A 17826-nucleotide genomic window follows, 5' to 3' on the forward strand; every position below is an offset into this window, starting at 1 on the left:
GGACGGGGGCCCGAGGGCCCCTGTCCGCCGTATCGGCTTCGCCGACGCCGTGCCCGCCGCGGGCACGGTGGAGACCGCCGTGGTCCGAGGTGAACGCGTTCGGATCCGGAGCCGCTGTACCGCTCCCGACCAGCCTGTACGCTGCTCGGATGCAGCCGTCCGCCTCTTCCCCTTCCGCGCGGTCCGGCCGGACCGCGGCCCCCGCCCAACGCGGGCTCGTGACGGAACGGATCGCAAGGGAACTCGAGCACGACATCCGGTCCGGTGACATCCCCGTCGGAACGAAGCTTCCTTCGGAGCGCGAGCTCGCGGCTCAGTTCGGTGCCAGCAGGAACGTCGTACGTGAGGTTCTGCGGCGGCTCGAGGCCCAGCACCTGATCGAGGTCGCTCCCGGCCGCGGTTCGTTTGTGCGCGAGCAGACCTCAGGGCAGGCCAGGGGGTACGACGCGTTGTACCGGGCCGGCCGGCCCACCGTTCGGCAGCTGATCGAAGCGCGGCTGCCGCTGGAGATCGAGACGGTGCGTCTGGCGACCGAGCGCGCCACGGACGAGGACATCGAGGCGATGCGGTCCGCCCGGGACGCCCTGGAGTCGGCGAGCGACGTCGTCGTCAAGGCCCGGGCCGACATGGCCTTTCATGACGCCGTCGCCGAGGCGAGCAAGAACCCGGTCCTGAGGATCATGCTGTCGTCGATCAGCGGGATGATGTTCGAGATGATGCTCCGCTCCAACTCCGACCCCTCGATCGGCGAGCCCGGGGTTCCGCATCACCCTGAGATCTTCGAGGCGATCGAGGCGAGGGACGCGGGACTGGCCTGTGAACGGATGCGGGAGCACCTGATGCTCGGTCTGCGTACCTACGGCAAGGATCTCGACGTCCAGGTCGACATCATGGCGCGCAACCACATCGAAGCACTGCTGGACGAGACCGGGGACCGGTCGGGCAACGGCAGGACGACCGGGTAGCTTCCGGCGCCCCCCCTGGGCACGACGCGTGGCACGCCGTGCGTCCCGGCGGGGCCGACCGCGCACCGCGGTGGATTCGGCCCGCGAAAGGGCTGTTCGGCGCATCACTCTCCTGCTAACGTCCCTCTGGTCCAACTGGTACTACCAGTTGGACCAGGAGTGAACCGGTGCTCCCGCGGAGGCAACTCGTCCGTCGGTGAGCAAGACGGACGACACAGCAGAGAGACGAGGACGACGATGTCCACGAGCAGCCAGCTCCTCAGCCGGCGCTCCTTCGGCAGGCTGGCGGCAGGAGTCGCGGGAGCCGCCGGGATGGGGGCGCTCGGCGCGTGTACGACCGGGGGCGCGCGGCCGTCCGCCGACGCGCCCTTGCGGATCATGGCGATCAACCACGTCTGGTCACAGGCGATCCGGCGCCGGACCGAGGAGTTCGAGGAGCGCATCGGCCGGCGAGTCTCCATGACCCTGCTCACCGCGGACCAGCTGGCGAGCAGCTACAACGTGAAGCTCAACGCCTCGGGCACCGACGTGGACGTCATGATGGTCCGTGCGCTGCAGGAGCAGCTCCTCTTCGCGCACAACGGCTGGCTCACCGATCTGAGTGACCGCGTCTCCCAGGACGGACAGTTCGCGTGGTCGGACTTCCAGAAGGCCCCGCGCGAGGCTTCCGTGACGGCGGGCAAGGTGCTGAGCGTCCCCGTGGTGACCGAACGCCCCGCGCTGTACTACCGCAAGGACCTCGTGGAGGACCTCGGAGGACCGCCGCGCACCCTGGCGGAGCTGATGGCGGCCGCCCAGGAGCTCACCGACAGGAAGAAGGGCTTCTACGGCTTCGTCGGCCGGGGACAGCGCAGCGGCGCCGTGTCCCAGTGGTCGAGTTTCCTGTACTCGCACGGCGGCGACTTCGTGGTGCGGGGCAGGTCCGGCATCGGTACGCCCGAGGCTCTCGCCGCGTACGAGTACTACGGCGGCCTCCTTTCGAGGACGGGTCCGCCCGGCGCCACCAACATGAGCCTCGAACAGGCCATGCCGATCTTCGCGCAGGGCAAGGCGGCCTTCTACGTCGACGCCGACGCGATCTACAGCAGCATGCTCGACCCGCAGGTGTCGACCGTGCGCGAAACCGTCGGCTTCGCGCCTTTCCCGGCCGGACCCGCCGGAGCGCGACCGCACAACATCCCGTCCTGGAGCCTCGGTATCAGCACCTTCAGTCTGCTGCGCGACGACGCCTGGGAGTTCATCAAGTGGGCCGCGAGCCCCGAGATGACGGCCGCCCTCCAGAAGGACGGCATCCCCGGCGCCCGCAGCTCGGTGTGGGCCGACCCGGCGTCCCTGAAGTCCTTCCCTCCCGATCTCGCCGAGGCCATGCGGCTCAACGCGGAGCGGGGCCTCGGCTACGACCGGCCCCGGGTCCTGCAGGTCGGGCGGGCCAGGGACATCGTCGGGCGGCCGCTCGTCGCGGGGATCCTGGGCGGCGACGTACGTCCGGTGGCTCGTGACGCCCATGCGGAGTTCGCCGATTTCCTCGTCCGCGACAACCGCCACAAGGAGTCCTGATGTCCACCACAGAGGTCTCCCCGACCCGCCCGGCCCTCGCACCGGGTGAAGGATCGCCTGCCCCGCGCCGGTCCCGCACCTTCGAGCAGGCCAACCGGCGGCTGAAGTGGACGATGCTCACCCCGGCCCTGCTCTTCGTCGGCCTGATGATCGTCTTCCCGCTGGTCTACACCGTCAGCCTCAGCCTGACCGACGCGTTCGGCGCGGTGAACGCGGGCAAGGAGCACGTCGGCCTGAGGAACTTCACCGACGCCCTCGGTGACACCCGCCGGTTCTGGCCCGCCGCCCAGCGCACGGTGGTCTTCACCGTGGGGGCCGTGGTCCTGGAGACGGTGCTCGGTCTCGCCCTGGCCATGCTCATGCGCAAGCCGTTCCGGGGCATGCGGTGGGTGCGCACGGTCCTGATCATCCCGCTGCTCACCACACCCGTGGCCATCGGCATCCTCTGGCTGCTGATCCTCGATCCCACCAACGGCATCGCCAACCACCTCCTCGCCGGGGTCGGCATCCCCCGGCAGGAGTTCCTCGGCTCCGTCAGCCAGTCGCTGCCGACCCTGATGCTCATCGACGTCTGGCAGTGGACGCCCATGATGACCCTGCTGCTGCTCGCCGGGCTGACCACGCTGCCCGAGGAGCCGGAGGAGGCGGCCCGCGTCGACGGGGCGAACAGCTGGCAGCGGTTCCGGCACGTCGTGCTGCCGATGCTCGGTCCGACGCTCGCCACCGCCCTGGTACTGCGCGCCGTGGACGCACTCAAGACCTTCGACATCCTCTACGCCACCAAGGGTGCGGGCGGCGGCTCGGACTTCGAGGTGGAGACCCTGAACGTCTACGCCTACGGGCTCACCTTCGACTACCAGGAGTACGGCCTGGCCGCCGCCGTCCTGGTCCTGTTCACGCTCTTCATCATCGGCGTCGTGGTGCTGCTGCGCCGCCGGGGCGGAAGGAAGACCGCATGAGTGCCACCGTCACCCCCGTCCCCGTCCCGGCGCATCTGCGCCGGCGCGCCGCCCGCTCCTGGCTGCGCGGCATAGCGATCGCCCTGGTGACGCTCGTCTTCGCGCTGCCCCTGGTGTGGATGTTCGCCGCCGCGTTCAAGACCAACGTCCAGGTGACCGACCCGTCCGTCGGACTGTGGTTCAGCCCGACCCTCGAGAACTTCCGGAACATCGTGGAGGCCGGGCAGATCCTTCGGTCCATGGGCAACTCGCTGCTGGTCGGCGTGGTCTCCACCGTGCTCTCGGCCGTCATCGCGGTGCCCGCGGCCTGGGCGGTCGGACGGTTCGGGATGCATCGCACCGGATCTCTGATCCTGGTCGCGCGCATCGTCCCGGCGATCTCCCTGCTCGTCCCCTGGTACTACCTGTTCGCGCAGATGGGCCTCGTAGGCTCCTACACCGTGCTGATCCTCAGTCAGATGTTCGTCTCCGTCCCGCTCATCATGTGGATCATGATCAGCTTCTTCGCCGGCCTGCCGGTCGAACTCGAGGAAGCCGCGCGCACCGACGGGCTGAGCGCCTTCGGCGCCTTCTGGCGCATCGCGCTGCCCCTCGCGGCCCCCGGGACGGCGACCGCCTCGCTGCTGGCCTTCGTCTTCAGCTGGAACAACTTCATGTTCGCGCTGATCTTCGCCGACGACCGTACGCAGACCGTGCCGGTGACCCTCTTCAACTTCATCTCGTACGCGAGCACCGACTGGGGCGGTCTGATGGCCGCCGCGACGCTCATCACCGTGCCCGTCGTCCTGGCCGCCCTCCTCGGGCAGAAGTACCTGGTGGCCGGCTTGACCTCGGGCGCCACCAAGGGCTGAACAACCCCCCTCATCACCGCCTTCGGAGAGAAAGTACCCCGCATGAAAATTGTCGACGCGAAGGTTGTCGTCACCAGCCCCGGACGCAACTTCGTCACTCTCAAACTGACGACCGACGAGGGACTCACCGGCCTCGGCGACGCCACGCTCAACGGCCGGGAACTGGCCGTGGTCAGCTATCTCGAGGACCACGTCGTGCCCCTCCTGATCGGGCTCGACCCGCACCGTGTCGAGGACACCTGGCAGTACCTCTACCGAGGCGCCTACTGGCGGCGCGGACCGGTGACGATGGCCGCCATCGCCGCCGTCGACGTCGCCCTGTGGGACATCAAGGCGAAGGCCGCGGGCCTTCCGCTCTACCAGCTCCTCGGCGGTGCCAGCCGGGACCGCGTGGGCACCTACGGCCATGCCAACGGCCGCGACATACCCGAGCTCCTCGATTCGGTCCGGGCCCGGCTCGCCGAGGGGTACCCCGCGGTCCGCGTCCAGTCCGGCATCCCGGGACTGAAGGCTGTCTACGGCGTGTCGAGCACGGACGCCGACGGCGCCCCCGTCCTGCACCAGCAGGTCCGGCCGTTGGTCGAGGACTGGGACACCGACGCCTATCTGCGTCACATGCCGGACGTGCTGGAGGCCGTACGCGCCGAGTTCGGCCCCGACCTGCCCCTCCTGCACGACGCGCACCACCGGCTCACCCCCCTCCAGGCCGCCCGCCTCGGCAAGGACCTGGAGCCCTACCGCCTCTTCTGGCTCGAGGACTGCACGCCCGCGGAGAACCAGGAGGCTCTGCGCACGGTCCGCCACCACACCACCACGCCGCTGGCCATCGGCGAGGTCTTCAACACGGTGTACGACTACCAGACCCTGATCACCGAGCAGTTGATCGACTACGTGCGTTCCGCCGTCACGCACTTCGGAGGGGTCACCCCGCTGCGCAAGCTCTTCGACTTCGCCGCGCAGTACCAGATCAAGAGCGCGATCCACGGGCCGGAGGACATCTCCCCGGTCGGCATGGCGGCCGCCGTCCACCTCGACCTCGCCGTACACAATTTCGGTATCCAGGAGTACTCGGGCCACACGCCCCTCACCGAGGAGGTGTTCCGCCACGCGTACACCTTCGAGAACGGCTATCTGCACCCGGGCGAAGCGCCGGGCATCGGGGTGGATCTGGACGAGGAACTGGCCGCCGCCCACCCCTACGAAGCGGCGTACCTCCCGGTCAACCGGCTGCACGACGGGACGGTCCACGACTGGTGATCTCACCGGGGCGAGCGTGCGGCGCTCCCCCGGGCCGGGGCCACGGGTCTTCCATGACGTGTGTCGTGGAAGACCCGTGCCGGGCCGCACCGCTCCCCCGGCCGGCCAGGACCGTGGGTGTTCCACGCTGCCGTAACCGACGCTCCGGATGACGGCTTCGGCGCGTGATCGGGCCCGGTCCGGCCGATGCCGTACACCGTGCACGCCCCTTCCGCCCTCACGATCTCGACCCGCGTCCGCGGTCCCGTGCCCGGTGCGGCCACCCGCTCATGGTGTTGACCTTCGAGCTGGTTGAAGCCCGATGATGGCGACGTGCCGAATTCCGAACTGATGCCGATCGGGGATTTCGCCCGACGCAGTGGTCTGACCTCCAGCGCGTTGCGGTTCTACGCCGACTCCGGGCTGCTCCGGCCCGCGGAGACCGACCCGGTCTCGGGCTACCGCTACTACGACGCCGACCAGGTGGCCCGGGCCGCTCTGCTGCGTCGGCTCCGCGAGATCGCCATGCCCCTCGCCGCGGCCGGGGCCGTCCTCGACGCGGAGGCGGTCGAGGCGTCCCGGCTGGTGGACGAGCACGTCGCCAAGGTCGTCGGGGACGCCGCAGCGGCACGGCAGAAGGCCGCACTCATCAAGTACGGGCTCGGTGATGTGCCGAGTCTGCCTATCGCGGCGCTCAAGGGCCCGGTGCTGGCGGACGCGGTCGAGCAGGTCCTGACAGCGACCGCGCACGAGCCGGGGTTGCCGGTGCTCGCCGGCCTGCGCGTCGAGGCGAGCGGCGAGGCGCTCACCCTGACCGCCACCGACCGGTACCGGCTCTCCACCCGCACCCTGGTCCCTGCCGAACCACCGGACCGGTCCTGGGCCGGTACGGTCGACGGCGACGAGCTGCGGGCAGCGGTCACCGAGATCCGCCGCAGTGCGCTGGTGTCCCTCGAAGCGGTGCCGCACGGAATCTGGCTCCGGGTGGCCGGGAGGGAGCACCGGCACTGCCGACTGCTGCCCGGGGAGTTCCCCGACCACCGGCTGATGCTGGCATCGCTGGGTGAGGTCACCACCCGTGTGACGGTCTCGAAGAATCTGTTCCTGCGGGCGATGGAGGAACACCCCGGCCGACGCATCGCGCTGCACGTCTCCGCCGACGGAATGACCGTCCGGCCCTCCGATGACGGACACCCCGGCCTCCCGCTCCCGGCCACCTCGTCGGGGCCGGCCCTCCGGATCTGTTTCGAGCTGACCACGCTCTACCCCGCCGTGAGCACCGCGATCGGCCCCGACGTGATGCTCGACCTGAGAGGACATGACCAGCCCGTCACGATCCGCTCCGCAGACCGCGGCGATCTCACCACCCTGGCCATGCCGGTCGGACCCGGCCACTCCGCCTGAGAAAGCAGACGAGGAACACATGACCACCGCACCCGCCGTCCCCGACCCGACCATGGAAGCCATCGGCCGGGCAGTCACCCGGGGCCGATCCGGAGACGCCCCCGCCGCCCGCCGGGAACTCCTGGACCTGTGGTCCACGATCGGTGTCACCGGCGACCCTTTGCACCGCTGCACACTCGCTCACCACCTGGCGGACCTCCACGAGGATCCCGCCCAGGCCCTCGCCTGGGACATCCGGGCGCTGGACGCCACCGACGCCGTGACCGAGCAGCGCGTCCAGGATCACCATGCCGGCCTGCACGTCGCCGGCTTCTACCCCTCCCTGCACCTCAACCTCGCCGACGACTACCGCCGGCTCGGCTCCTTCGAGGCCGCCACCGGGCACATCGAGGCGGCGAGGACGCACGCCCCGTCCCTGCCGCAGGATTCCTACGGCGACCTTCTTCGTGCCGCGGTCGGAGAGGTCGCCGAAGCCATCACCCGCCGGGACCGTGCACGGCGGGCGTCCGCACCCGGTTCTCCCGGGTGAGGCACCTGTCCGGCCTGCGCACGTGGCGGAGCGTGTCACTCATCCGCGCAGCGCGCCCAGCCCCCGGTCGGCGAAGGCGATCAGCCACTCGAAGCTCTCGTCGATGTCGACTCTCCACCGGAATCCGCCGGCCGACTGCAGCGTGGCGAAGCCGTGGAAGAGGCTGCGGAGCATGCGCAGGGCGTGGTCCACGTCGTGTTCCCCGATCTCGTAGCCGCGCAGGACGGCCGTGAAGGCGTCGAGCAGCCGCTGGCCCGCGGTGGCCAGCGGGTCGTCCGGACCGGACGGTTCCACGCCGAGTGTCGCGGCGTACCGGCCGGGGTGTTCCAGGACGAAGGTGCGGAAGGCGCGCGCCGCGGCAGCCAGGGCGTCACGGCCGGCGTACCCCTGGACCGCGCCGCCGACGGCTTCGGCCGCCTCGCTCAACGCCAGGGCCGCGATACGCCGGTTGAGGTCCTCCTGACCGCCCACGTGCTTGTAGAGCGAGGGGGTGCGCACGCCCAGCCGCGCGGCCAGCGAACCCATCGTCAGCTGGGCGAGGCCGACCTCGTCTGCGAGGGCGGCACCGGCCGCGACCACGGCAGTGGGGTCCAGGCCCGCCCTAGGCACGGGCCGCGTCCGCCCGGAGGAAGGCCAGCACGAGGGACACCACCTGGTCGGGGAACTGGTCATGCGGATAGTGCCCCGCACCCTTGATCATCTCCAGGTGGCCGGTGCCGGGCGGCAGGGCGTCGACGATCGCGGAACCCTCGGCGTGCGGGTCGGCCCAGTCGGGGTCGAGCGTGCCCATCACGATCAGCACCGGGCAGCGCACGTTGCCGAGTTGCGCGCCGGCGTCGGTCGGGGCGCTGCGGCCCATGCCCTGCATGGCCTTCATCCGGCCCGGTTCGCGCATCAGTGTGTCGATGCGCCCCAGCCGCTCGGCCCAGTCGGCCGGCTTCGCGCCGGGGTAGGCCTCGTCGAGGTACGAACGCCAGAGCGGCACGCTGCCGAACACGCCTGCGCCGAGCAGCCGCAGCATTCCGCGCCGGTAGCGTCCGACCCGCAGGTCACCGAGGCGGATCGACTGCTTGCGGGTGAACGGCGCCAGTTCGACGACGGCGGTGACCAGCGAGGGCTCCTGCGCCGCGGCGATGGTGGCGGCTCCGCCGGAGAGCGAGTGGCCGACGAGTACGGCCGGGCCGCCCAGGTGGCGGATCACGGCGAGCAGGTCGCCCGCGACGGCGGTGCGGCTCCAGTCCGGCCAGTCGACACCGGACTCGCCGCAGCCGCGCAGATCGACCGCGGCGACCCGGTAGCCCGCCGACACCAGCGACGGGATCACGGCCCGGTAGGCGGCCCGGCTGTCCCCCATGCCGTGCGCGAGGACCACCAGCGGTCCGGACCCCGTCACTTCGTATGCGAGCGTGCCGCCGTCGACGGCGAGGTATTCGGTCATGACAGCCCCCAAGTTGGCTAAGTGTGTTAGCTATAAGCTAATGACATTAGCCCTGTCTGTCAATCACTCGACACCCGGGACGTTCACGTTCCGGGCGCCGCACCCGCCGTCGGCCGCCGCCGGGATCCCGGACCGCTCACATCTCCTCGGCGCCTGCCCTGATCGCTTCGCGGATGCGGACGTAGGTACCGCAGCGGCAGATGTTGCGGATGCCGTCGAGGTCGGCGTCGGTGATCCCCCGTCCTTCTTCGGCCACACGGCGGACGAGTGCCACCGCGGCCATGATCTGGCCGGGCTGGCAGTACCCGCACTGGGCGACGTCCTGATCGATCCACGCCTGCTGCATCGGATGAAGGTCCGCCCCCACCGTGGCCGGGAGGCCTTCGATCGTGGTGATCTCGTCGGTCGGCCCGAGGGCACTCACCGGTATCGCGCAGGGGTTGACCGCCCTGCCGTTGAGGTGGCTGGTGCACGCCTTGCAGACGTTGATGCCGCAACCGTACTTCGGTCCGGTGACGCCCAGGACGTCACGCAGCACCCACAGGAGGCGCACGTCGTCGTCGATATCGACGGTGACCGTCTCGCCGTTGAGGCGGAATGTGTGCTCGGGCACGGTTTCTCCTTACGTCAGCGGACGTGGTCCAGGCCGTCGGTGGGCGAGTCCGGGATGGGGGGCACGGTCGGTTTGGGGTCGAAGGAGAGTGTGCCGTGGTTGATCGGGAAGCTCGTCGGCATGGTTCCGGTGGCCCGGCCGTAGGCGCAGGCGACCGCGGCCATCGACGCCGCGACGCCCAGCTCTCCGGCGCCACCGGGCTTGCCCGTGGTGGTCGGCATGATGATGATGTCCAGCCGGGGCGGCGTGTTCCACTGCCGGGTGTAGAAGTAGTTGTCCCAGCTCGCCTCCAGGAAGTGTCCGTCACGCAGGTGCAGGCTGGATGTCAGGGTCATGGCGATGCCGTCCATGACACAGCCCATCATCTGCGCCTCCAGCCCGCGCGGATTGACCGCGAGGCCGACGTCCACGGCGGCGACGGCTCTGGTCACGCGCGGTCCTGCCACACCGTCGCGGATGGGACGGTCGACCGTTTCGGGCCTGCAGTCGATCTCCACCAGCACCGCGCTGACGGCGTGGTACTCGCTGTGGAACGCGATCCCCTGCGCCGTCCCGGCCGGCATCGGACGACCCCACTCCCCCACCTCGGCGACCTTCTCCAGCACCGCCCGGGACCTGTCGTCCCGGAGGAAGTCCCGCCGGAACCTGTAGGGGTCCTTGCCCAGCTTCGTGGCGAGCCGGTCGACGACGAGCTCTCGTGCGCAGGTGGCGTCCGGCGAGTAGACGCTGCGCATGCTGCCCGTGTTGAAACTCTTGTCGGTCTCGCTCAGAAGCCGGCTGTTGGCACCGAAGTCGTAGGGCATCGACTGGGAGAGCTGGAAGAACGTCTGGGAGAATCCGATGTCGCCCACGGGCAGCTTCGCGGCCAGGGCGGTGAAGATCTCGCCGAGCCCGTGGCTGAGGTCGGTGGACACGCTCGTGTGCCGTTGCTTGTAGCTGAGGACGGTGTTGCCGAGATGGGCGATGCGTACGCGAGAGGTGGCCATCGGGTGGACGCGCCCCTGGCGGGAGTCGTCCGCGCGGTGCCACATGAGCTTGACCGGTTTGCCGATCTTCCGTGAGATCTCGACGGCCTCCAGTGCGGCGTCGAAGAAGAGCTTCCGGCCGAAGGAGCCGCCCCCTTCGGTGACATGCACCGTGACCGCGCCGAGTGGCAGACCGAGCTTCGCGGCGATCGCTTCCTTCGCGACGATCGGTGCCTTCAGGCTCGACCAGATCTCGGCGCGGTCGGGCCGCACGTCGGCCACCGCGCAGTTGGTCTCCAGCGCGCTGTTGCTGCGGAAGTAGAAGGTGAAGTCGCCTTCCACGCTCGACGTGAGCGGTGGCAGCCCGAGCGGCAGTTCGGCGGCCCGCAGCCTCTTGAGCACGGTCTCGTCGGACGCGCCCTCCGCGCTGCCCGGCTCCCAGGACACGCGCAGCGCGCGCACCCCGTCGATGCACTGGCCGAAGGTCTTCGCGCGTACAGCCACCCCGGTGGAGATCGTGACCACGTCGGTGACACCCGACATGCCGCGGACCTCGGCGATGTTGGCCACCGACCCCACCGTGCCGTTGATCGTGGGCGGACGGCACACCATGGTCGGTTCGGCGTCCGGGACGGCGAGGTCCATGGCGAACTGCTTGCGGCCGGTGACCGCGGCGAGCGCGTCGACGCGGCCGTGCGGCTTCCCGATGACGGTGAACTGTTCGCGCGGTTTGAGGTCGACGGCCACCTGCTGTGTCCGGGCCCCCGCGGCCTTCGCGGACAGTTCGCCGATGCCGACGCTCCTGCCCGCCGGGCCGGTGACCACCCCAGCCTTCAGGGTCAGCTCACCGACGGAAGCCCCGAGCCGGACGGCCGCGGCTTCGAGCAGGCGGCCGCGGGCGACGGCCGCGGCGACCCGGACCGGGGTGTAGGTCGAGATCGTCGTGTTGGACGCACCGGTGAGCTGGTTGAACAGCAGCTCCGGCCGCGCGTCGGCCAGGGTGACGCGTACCCGCTCCAGCGGCACGTCGAGCTCTTCGGCGATGAGCATGGCCGTCGACGTGGTGATGCCCTGCCCCACTTCGGCGCGCGGCAGCGCGAAGGAGACGGTTCCGTCGTGGTGGACCTCGACCGTGATCAGCCCGGAGGTCGGCAGAGCCGCCGCGGTCATCACGTCGTTGAGGTCGATCAGTTCCGTGATCTCGGGCGAGGGGATGTCCGCCCGGGCGTCGGGAGCGGTGACGAGTTCCGCGGCGGCCATGAGGGTGGGAGCAGCCAGTACGTATCCGAGGAACCGACGCCTCCCGACGGTACGCGGATCAACTCCCCGCTCCGCCGCATGATCAGTGCCGGTCATGGCGCTCCTTCCCCGGCTCGGCCGCCGGACCGACGGTGTCGCCGGGATGTGTGCTGCCGCAGCAGTCATGGATGTCAGCGTGTGGATCACGGGCAACAGGGGGAATTCCCCTCCTGAGCTCGTTTCAGACATGGGTCCGGCAGTGCGGGGCCGCGCCGGTGGCACGACCCCGCACGCTCCGCCGATGCCGCCTGTGTCGACGGCGTCTCAGGACGGGCGGTTGCCGTCGGGGATCTCGAGGTGGATCCCCCTCCCTTCGGAGAGGAAGAGCAGGACGAACTTGCGGAGGGCCTCCTCCACGGCCCACGCGCCCGCGGGCACGAGCGGCAGCGGTATCAGCCCCTCACGGAAGGCCACCAGCAACGGCCAGGCGGCGCTGATCAGTGGCTGCCAGAACGGTTCCTTGTCCAGGCCGACCAGGTCACCGGTCCGGTCCCCGAGCGTGTACCTGGCGAAGGCGTTGATCAGGGGTCGGGTCAGGCCGGCGTCGAGTTCGGCGACGATGTCGAGGAGTACGTCGGTCAGTTCCTCGCCCTCGGGGGTGGAGGCGAGAACCGGGTCGAGTGCCTGCCTGGCCTGGGCGTTGGCATCGTCCCAGGTGGCGGGGATGTACTCGTCCCTGATGCCCATCAGGTGCGCGGTCACCTGCCACACGTGCAGAAACCCCGCCGACTCCGCCGAGGTGATCGGCACCCTCCAGTCGATTAGCTTGCGCATGACAAACGTGGGCAGGCTGTGCCAGGTGACCATCATGTCGGCCTGGCTGATCGGGATGGTCTGACCGTCGCCGGACCTGTTCCATCCGGGGGACTGCGGCAGCAGGTGACGGACCGCCGCGTGCACCAGTCGTGTCTTCACGGCGGTGACGACCATCCCGCCCTGAGGCTGATAGGCGTCGAGGTCACCGACGTCGTAGCCCAGTTGGGCGGTTTTGGCGATGCGGTCCTTCATGTCCGCACCGCCCTTCGAGTAGTAGACGGCGCGCGCCTCCCTGGGGATGGCCGTGCTCATCATTCCGCTGCCCAGCCCGTACAGGGCACCGGTGTAGATCCCCTTCTTCGTGGTGAACCTGGCAGCGGCGGCGAGCTTGCCCTTGTCCGTCCAGGCCGGCATCTTCCGGGCCTGCTCCATGAAGTCCCGGAGGTCCGTGGGGAGACCGGCCGGGAGGGCCTGGTCGTTGCGGGTCCACTGCCGCAACGCCGCGTTGACCTTGGCCACTTCACCCCGCTCGATCACCGCGGCGAGGACCGGGTCGGCCTCGTCGTCCCACACCCACTCGGGGTCGAGCCCCGCCCCCTCCCCCGCCACCGAACCGCTCGGCGCCCAGGTCCACACGGAGCGCGCCTGGGCCGGCGAGGCCGCCCCGAGGGCTCCGAGCGCTCCCAGCGCCCCACCCGTCATCAACATCTTGCGCCTGCTGAGTCCGTCCATCGTTCTGAACTCCTCCTCGAGCCCTGCGGTGGAGACCTGTGGTCCCACGACGCCGCTTTGATACGGTGAAACAGATCGAGCATCTCTGTATCCCAGGGGAGCACAATCGGGACCTCGACGCCAGAGCCCTCACGGAATCGGAGCGACGATCGCGGAACCTGTCGGACCGGCCCCGGGCCTTCCGAGGCCGTCTCCATGTCCGGGTCCGACGCCGGACCGCACGCGTACGGCGCGCAGGCCGCACGTCGTTACCGCGGGCGGTGCCGGCGCAGCCAGGCGGCCTGCCCGCCGTCGATGAGGAGGTCGGTGCCGGTGATGTAGAGGGATCCTGGTCCGGTCAGGAACGCCGCCACCTCGGCGACTTCGCCGGGCGTCCCGGTGCGGCCGGCGCCGCAGACGTCGAGCATGGCCATCATGTGGTCGCCCGAGGAGACTTCCGCTTCGGACGTGGCCATGGGGGTGGAAATGACGCCGGGGCTGATGGTGTTGATGCGGGCGCCGAGGCGGTTCCACGCCAGGGCTGCGGCCTCCACACGGACCTGGTTGGCACGCTTGGCGATGATGTAGGCCGCTATCGGGTCGTCTCCCACCGAGGTGACCACGTCGAGTGTCAGCAGGTCCTCGGTGGGAGCCGTCGCGAGCGCGTTCTCCTCCGCACGGGTGAGTGTCGCGTAGTGTCCGGCCATGCTGGCGACGCAGACCAGTGAGGTGCCGCGGGTCGCGACCGTCGTGAAGGCGTCGATGACGTGCGCGGTGCCGGCCAGGTCGATCCGCATGATCCTCTGCGCCGTGGAGGTGGCGGGGGAGACTCCGGCGGTGTGTACCACCGCGGTCACGCGGCCCTTCTCGCCTGCCCCCTCGGCGAGTTCGACCACGGCCCGGGCGTCGGAGACGTCGGTGAGCTGCCCTCGGGCGGCGTGGCCTTCGGCGCGCAGCGCGGTGACCGCGCGGTCGAGGGCTTCGGCGGAGGCATCGGCCAGGATCACGGTCCGGCCGCTGCCGATGCGCCGAGCGATTGCCAGGCCCATGCCTCCCGCGCCCGTGACCACGACGACGTCGGGTTCTCTCATCGTTCCTCCGTGTCGAGAAGGGCCTGCCGCCACGGGCGGATGGCTTTGGGGGGCATGCCGACCGCGAGGGCGCCGACCAGGCGGCCTTCCTTGCGGTACGTCGCCAGGAACCGTCGCTGTTCGAGGTCGCCTTCGGCGATGTCGACGGTGTCGTGGCCGCGCGGGTAGCCGTAGGCGTGGATCTTCATGTCGTACTGGTCGGACCAGAAGTACGGCACCGGGGCGAACGCTTTGCGCGCGTCCGGGTGCAGCAGGTTGCGCGCCGCCGCCATGCCCTGCTCGGCGGCGTTGGTGCGGTGCTCGATCCTCATGTCGACGCCGAAGAGCGGGTTGTGCCACCGGGCGACGTCCCCGGCGCCGTAGACACCGGGGGCGGCCTCGCTGTACTGGTCGCAGACCAGTCCGTCGGTGATGTCCAGGCCGCTGCCGGTCAGCCATTCGGTGTTGGGCCGGGAGCCGATCGCCACCAGTACCTCGTCGGCCTCGATCCGGGTGCCGTCCACGAGCGTCACGCCGTCGTCGATCACCTCGGTGACCGCGACGCCGGTGCGCAGATCGACGCCGTGTTCGCGGTGCGCCTGCGACAGCACCCGTCCCACCCGTTCCCCCACGGCGTGGGCCAGTGGCACCGGCGCGGGTTCGAGTAGGGTCACCTCGCAGCCGAGCGCCCGGGCGACTGCGGCGGCCTCGGCGCCGAGGAATCCGGCGCCGACCACGACGAGCCGCTTCCCGGGGCCGAGCCGTTCCCGCAGGCCCAGGGCGTCATTCAGGGTCCGAAGCACATGGCCGCCCCTGCCGGGAAGCCGGCGTGGGCGGACCCCGGTGGCCACGATCAGCCCGTCGTAGCCGACCTGGTCGCCGTCGGCCAGGTCCACGAGGCGGGCGTCCGTGTCCAGGCCGGTGGCGGCGGTGCCGGGCCGCAGGTCCAGCTTCAGCTCGTCGATCTGTTCCTCGGTGCGCAGGGACAGCCGCTCCGTCTCCCATGCGCCGGCGAGGATCTGTTTGGACAGCGGTGGGCGGTCGTACGGTGTGGCCGACTCCTCACCGATCAGGGTGAGCGTGCCCGTATGACCTTCGCGGCGCAGGGTCTCGGCTGCGGCAAGGCCCGCGGCCGAGGCGCCCACGATGACGACGCGGTTCACTGTTCGACCAGGCGGAGGGCCGCCGCGGGGCATACGGCCGCCGCTTCGCGGACCTCGTCGTGGTGTTCAGGGCCCGGGTCGGCCTCGAGAACGATGGCGACGCCGTCCTCGTCGCGTTGGTCGAAGATGTCGGGGGCGACCATCGCGCACTGTCCCGCGGCGACACACTTGGGCTCGTCGAACTCGATGTGCATGCTCATCGTTGCTGCTTTCTTCACCAGGTGACCGGCAGGGACTTGAGGCCGTAGGCGACGCCTTCCATCGCGAACGGCACCTCCTCGAACGGGACGGCGAGCGCGAGGGTGGGGATGCGCCGGTAGAGGGTGGCGTAGACGACCTGGAGTTCCACCCGGGCGAGGGACTGGCCCAGGCACTGGTGGGCGCCGTATCCGAACGCGTGGTGTCGGCGGGCGGGCCGGGTCAGGTCCAGCTTCTCGGGGTCGGGGAACTCCTCGGCGTCGTAGTCGGCCCCGGCCAGTTCGAAGATGACCCCGTCGCCGGCCTTGATGACCTTGTCCCGTACAGGGATGTCCTCGTTGGCTATGCGCCGGATCCCGGAGTGCACGATCGTCAGGTAACGCAGCAGCTCCTCGACCGCGTTGGCGACGAACTTGGGGTCGTCGCCGCGTTCGCGCAGCAGTTGGAGCTGGTCCGGGTTCTGCAGCAGGGCGAGGGTGCCCAGCGAGATCATGCTGGCGCTGGTCTCGTGTCCGGCGATGAGGATCGCGCTGGACATGGTGATGGCTTCCTCGGCCGACATCTCTCCGGCCTTGACCCGTCCCGCCATCTCCGACATCACGTCGTCGCCGGGCTCGGCCATTTTCTTGGCGAACAGCTCTCCGAGGTAGTTGCCCAGTGCGCCGCCGGCTTCCTGGGCCTGCTCGGGCGTGGACTCGTGGCTGATCAGCACGTGACTGGTGGTCTGGAAGAACGCATGATCCTCGTAGGGCGCGCCGAGGATCTCGGTGATCACCAGCGTGGGTACCGGAAGGCCGATCGCCTGGACCAGGTCGACCGGGTTCGGCCCGGCGAGCATGTCGTCGATGAGCCCGTCCAGGACTTCCTGGATGCGGGGCCGCAGCGCCTCTACCCGCTTGACCATGAACGGGGCGTTGACGGTCCGGCGCAGCCGGGTGTGCTCGGGCGGGTCGGTGTTGGTGATCAGCGCCGGGTGATGCGGGGCTCCCGCTGCACGGCTGCGCGTCATGTGCGGATAGCCGGCGCGCTTCTCGTCGATGCTCAGCCGCGGATCGTTCAGCAGTGCGCGCTGGTCGGCGTGCCGGGTGATGAACCAGGGTGTGCTGCCGTCCCAGATCCGGACCTTGCCCACCGGCTCGTCGCGGGTCATCTCACGCACCGTCGCCGCGGGTGCGAACGGACACTGCGGGTCCCGCCGCATCGGATACCCGGGGATACGGTCGGCGGGCTTCAGGGTCTCGGACATGGGCCTCCTCAGTTCGTCGCCACCGGTGCCACCACGGGCCCCGGACGACGGGAAACATCGACAAGCGCATGCAAACAGAGCTGTCTGACCGACTCCGGACAGCAACCTGACAACAAGCTGACGTGATGCGGGTCACACCTTGGGGGCTGTTTCGTCTCCCAGCCAGTAACCGAATCCGCGCCGGGTGTGAATGAGCGCGGGCCGCGTCCTGTCGACCTTCTGCCGAAGCCGGGACATGAGCCGCTCCACGGTGTTGGTGGCACGCGACTCACCCCACACCTGCCACGCCAACTGCTCCTTGGACAGCACCTGCCCCGCGTTGAGCAGTAGATGACGCAGCAACCGGTACTCGGCCGCCGTCACGTCCAGCCTCCGCTCACCGCGCCACGCCTGATAGACGATCTCGTCGAGCCTGAGGTCCTCGTGGCGCAACCCCGATCCGTGCGCGGCGTTTCCCGCCCGCAGGAGGACCTGGACACGCGCGAGCAGTTCGGCGACGCGGCACGGCTTGGTGACGTAGTCGTCCACCTCGGTGCCGATCTCGGGCACCAGTCGGTCCAGCGACTCGCACGAGGTGACGCACAGGATGGGTGGCCGCTCGACCAGGGCGGGCCGATGGTGGGCGAGATCCCACAGGTCGGGGATGTCCATGTCCACGATGATCAGATCGAAGCGCCGCTCGCCCAGGTACCCCACGGCGGCAGCGCCGGTTCCCACCGCTTCGACGAGGTAACCCGAGGAACCCAGACGCGCGGCCAGCGACCGGCGGAGACCGGGCTCGGGAATCGCCGCGAGCAGGCGACGGCCGTACCTGGACCGTTCCTCGTGACAGGTCGGACGCACGTCATCCACTCGCATCGGATGTC

Annotated in this window: 17 protein-coding genes; 7 read left to right on the top strand and 10 right to left on the bottom strand. The window is 70.0% G+C overall.

Annotated elements, in window-relative coordinates; all coding sequences use genetic code 11:
- The first annotated feature begins 149 nt into the window (after positions 1-149).
- The 7 genes from ABT001_RS01855 to ABT001_RS01885 all read left to right on the top strand — a co-directional run bounded on the left by ABT001_RS01855 (position 150) and on the right by ABT001_RS01885 (position 7501).
- On the top strand, positions 150-965 hold the full coding sequence (locus ABT001_RS01855; protein ID WP_351270856.1) for a FadR/GntR family transcriptional regulator: 816 nt from the start codon (positions 150-152) through the stop codon (positions 963-965).
- Positions 966-1202: 237 nt separating this feature from the next.
- Positions 1203-2522 (top strand): ABC transporter substrate-binding protein, encoded by a 1320-nt coding sequence (locus tag ABT001_RS01860; protein ID WP_351270858.1) that lies wholly within the window; start codon positions 1203-1205, stop codon positions 2520-2522.
- Positions 2522-3481: a carbohydrate ABC transporter permease gene (locus tag ABT001_RS01865; protein ID WP_351270861.1), complete on the top strand. Its 960-nt coding sequence runs from the start codon at positions 2522-2524 to the stop codon at positions 3479-3481. Before ABT001_RS01860 ends, ABT001_RS01865 begins: the two co-directional genes overlap by 1 nt.
- Complete coding sequence (locus tag ABT001_RS01870) at positions 3478-4332, top strand: carbohydrate ABC transporter permease (protein ID WP_351270863.1); 855 nt, start codon at positions 3478-3480, stop codon at positions 4330-4332. The genes ABT001_RS01865 and ABT001_RS01870 overlap by 4 nt, the downstream gene beginning before the upstream one ends.
- 42 nt (positions 4333-4374) lie before the next feature.
- Positions 4375-5589: a D-mannonate dehydratase ManD gene (manD, locus tag ABT001_RS01875; protein WP_351270866.1), complete on the top strand. Its 1215-nt coding sequence runs from the start codon at positions 4375-4377 to the stop codon at positions 5587-5589.
- Positions 5590-5901: 312 nt separating this feature from the next.
- On the top strand, positions 5902-6972 hold the full coding sequence (locus tag ABT001_RS01880; protein ID WP_351270869.1) for a DNA polymerase III subunit beta family protein: 1071 nt from the start codon (positions 5902-5904) through the stop codon (positions 6970-6972).
- A 19-nt stretch (positions 6973-6991) separates the two neighbouring features.
- The gene (locus ABT001_RS01885; protein WP_351270870.1) at positions 6992-7501 is read left to right on the top strand and encodes a hypothetical protein; all 510 of its coding nucleotides are present in this window, start codon (positions 6992-6994) and stop codon (positions 7499-7501) included.
- 39 nt (positions 7502-7540) lie between these two features.
- On the opposite strand, the gene ABT001_RS01890 is transcribed toward ABT001_RS01885, so the two are convergent.
- The 10 genes from ABT001_RS01890 to ABT001_RS01935 all read right to left on the bottom strand — a co-directional run bounded on the left by ABT001_RS01890 (position 7541) and on the right by ABT001_RS01935 (position 17818).
- The gene (locus ABT001_RS01890; protein WP_351271524.1) at positions 7541-8080 is read right to left on the bottom strand and encodes a TetR/AcrR family transcriptional regulator; all 540 of its coding nucleotides are present in this window, start codon (positions 8078-8080) and stop codon (positions 7541-7543) included.
- A 22-nt stretch (positions 8081-8102) separates the two neighbouring features.
- A complete protein-coding gene (locus tag ABT001_RS01895; protein ID WP_351270873.1) occupies positions 8103-8939 on the bottom strand; it encodes an alpha/beta fold hydrolase in 837 nt (278 codons plus the stop codon).
- Positions 8940-9075: 136 nt separating this feature from the next.
- Entirely contained in the window at positions 9076-9552 is a 477-nt protein-coding gene (locus ABT001_RS01900) for a (2Fe-2S)-binding protein (protein ID WP_351270876.1), read from the bottom strand.
- A gap of 14 nt (positions 9553-9566) precedes the next feature.
- A complete protein-coding gene (locus tag ABT001_RS01905) occupies positions 9567-11873 on the bottom strand; it encodes a molybdopterin cofactor-binding domain-containing protein (protein ID WP_351270879.1) in 2307 nt (768 codons plus the stop codon).
- A 207-nt stretch (positions 11874-12080) separates the two neighbouring features.
- Positions 12081-13304 carry an oxygenase MpaB family protein gene (locus ABT001_RS01910; RefSeq protein ID WP_351270882.1) on the bottom strand — a complete coding sequence of 408 codons (1224 nt, stop codon included), beginning with the start codon at positions 13302-13304 and terminating at the stop codon, positions 12081-12083.
- A gap of 248 nt (positions 13305-13552) precedes the next feature.
- Positions 13553-14374, bottom strand: coding sequence for an SDR family oxidoreductase (locus ABT001_RS01915; RefSeq protein WP_351270885.1), 822 nt, complete (start codon positions 14372-14374; stop codon positions 13553-13555).
- On the bottom strand, positions 14371-15516 hold the full coding sequence (locus tag ABT001_RS01920; protein ID WP_351270887.1) for an NAD(P)/FAD-dependent oxidoreductase: 1146 nt from the start codon (positions 15514-15516) through the stop codon (positions 14371-14373). The genes ABT001_RS01915 and ABT001_RS01920 overlap by 4 nt, the downstream gene beginning before the upstream one ends.
- A complete protein-coding gene (locus tag ABT001_RS01925; protein WP_351271527.1) occupies positions 15513-15710 on the bottom strand; it encodes a ferredoxin in 198 nt (65 codons plus the stop codon). Before ABT001_RS01925 ends, ABT001_RS01920 begins: the two co-directional genes overlap by 4 nt.
- Positions 15711-15730: 20 nt before the next feature.
- Positions 15731-16960 carry a cytochrome P450 gene (locus tag ABT001_RS01930; protein ID WP_351270889.1) on the bottom strand — a complete coding sequence of 410 codons (1230 nt, stop codon included), beginning with the start codon at positions 16958-16960 and terminating at the stop codon, positions 15731-15733.
- A 132-nt stretch (positions 16961-17092) separates the two neighbouring features.
- Positions 17093-17818, bottom strand: a complete 726-nt coding sequence (locus ABT001_RS01935; protein WP_351270892.1) for a response regulator transcription factor — start codon at positions 17816-17818, stop codon at positions 17093-17095.
- Between the last annotated feature and the right edge of the window lie 8 nt (positions 17819-17826).

Source organism: Streptomyces sp. NPDC002793, from assembly GCF_040295485.1.
In the GTDB taxonomy this organism is placed as follows: domain Bacteria; phylum Actinomycetota; class Actinomycetes; order Streptomycetales; family Streptomycetaceae; genus Streptomyces.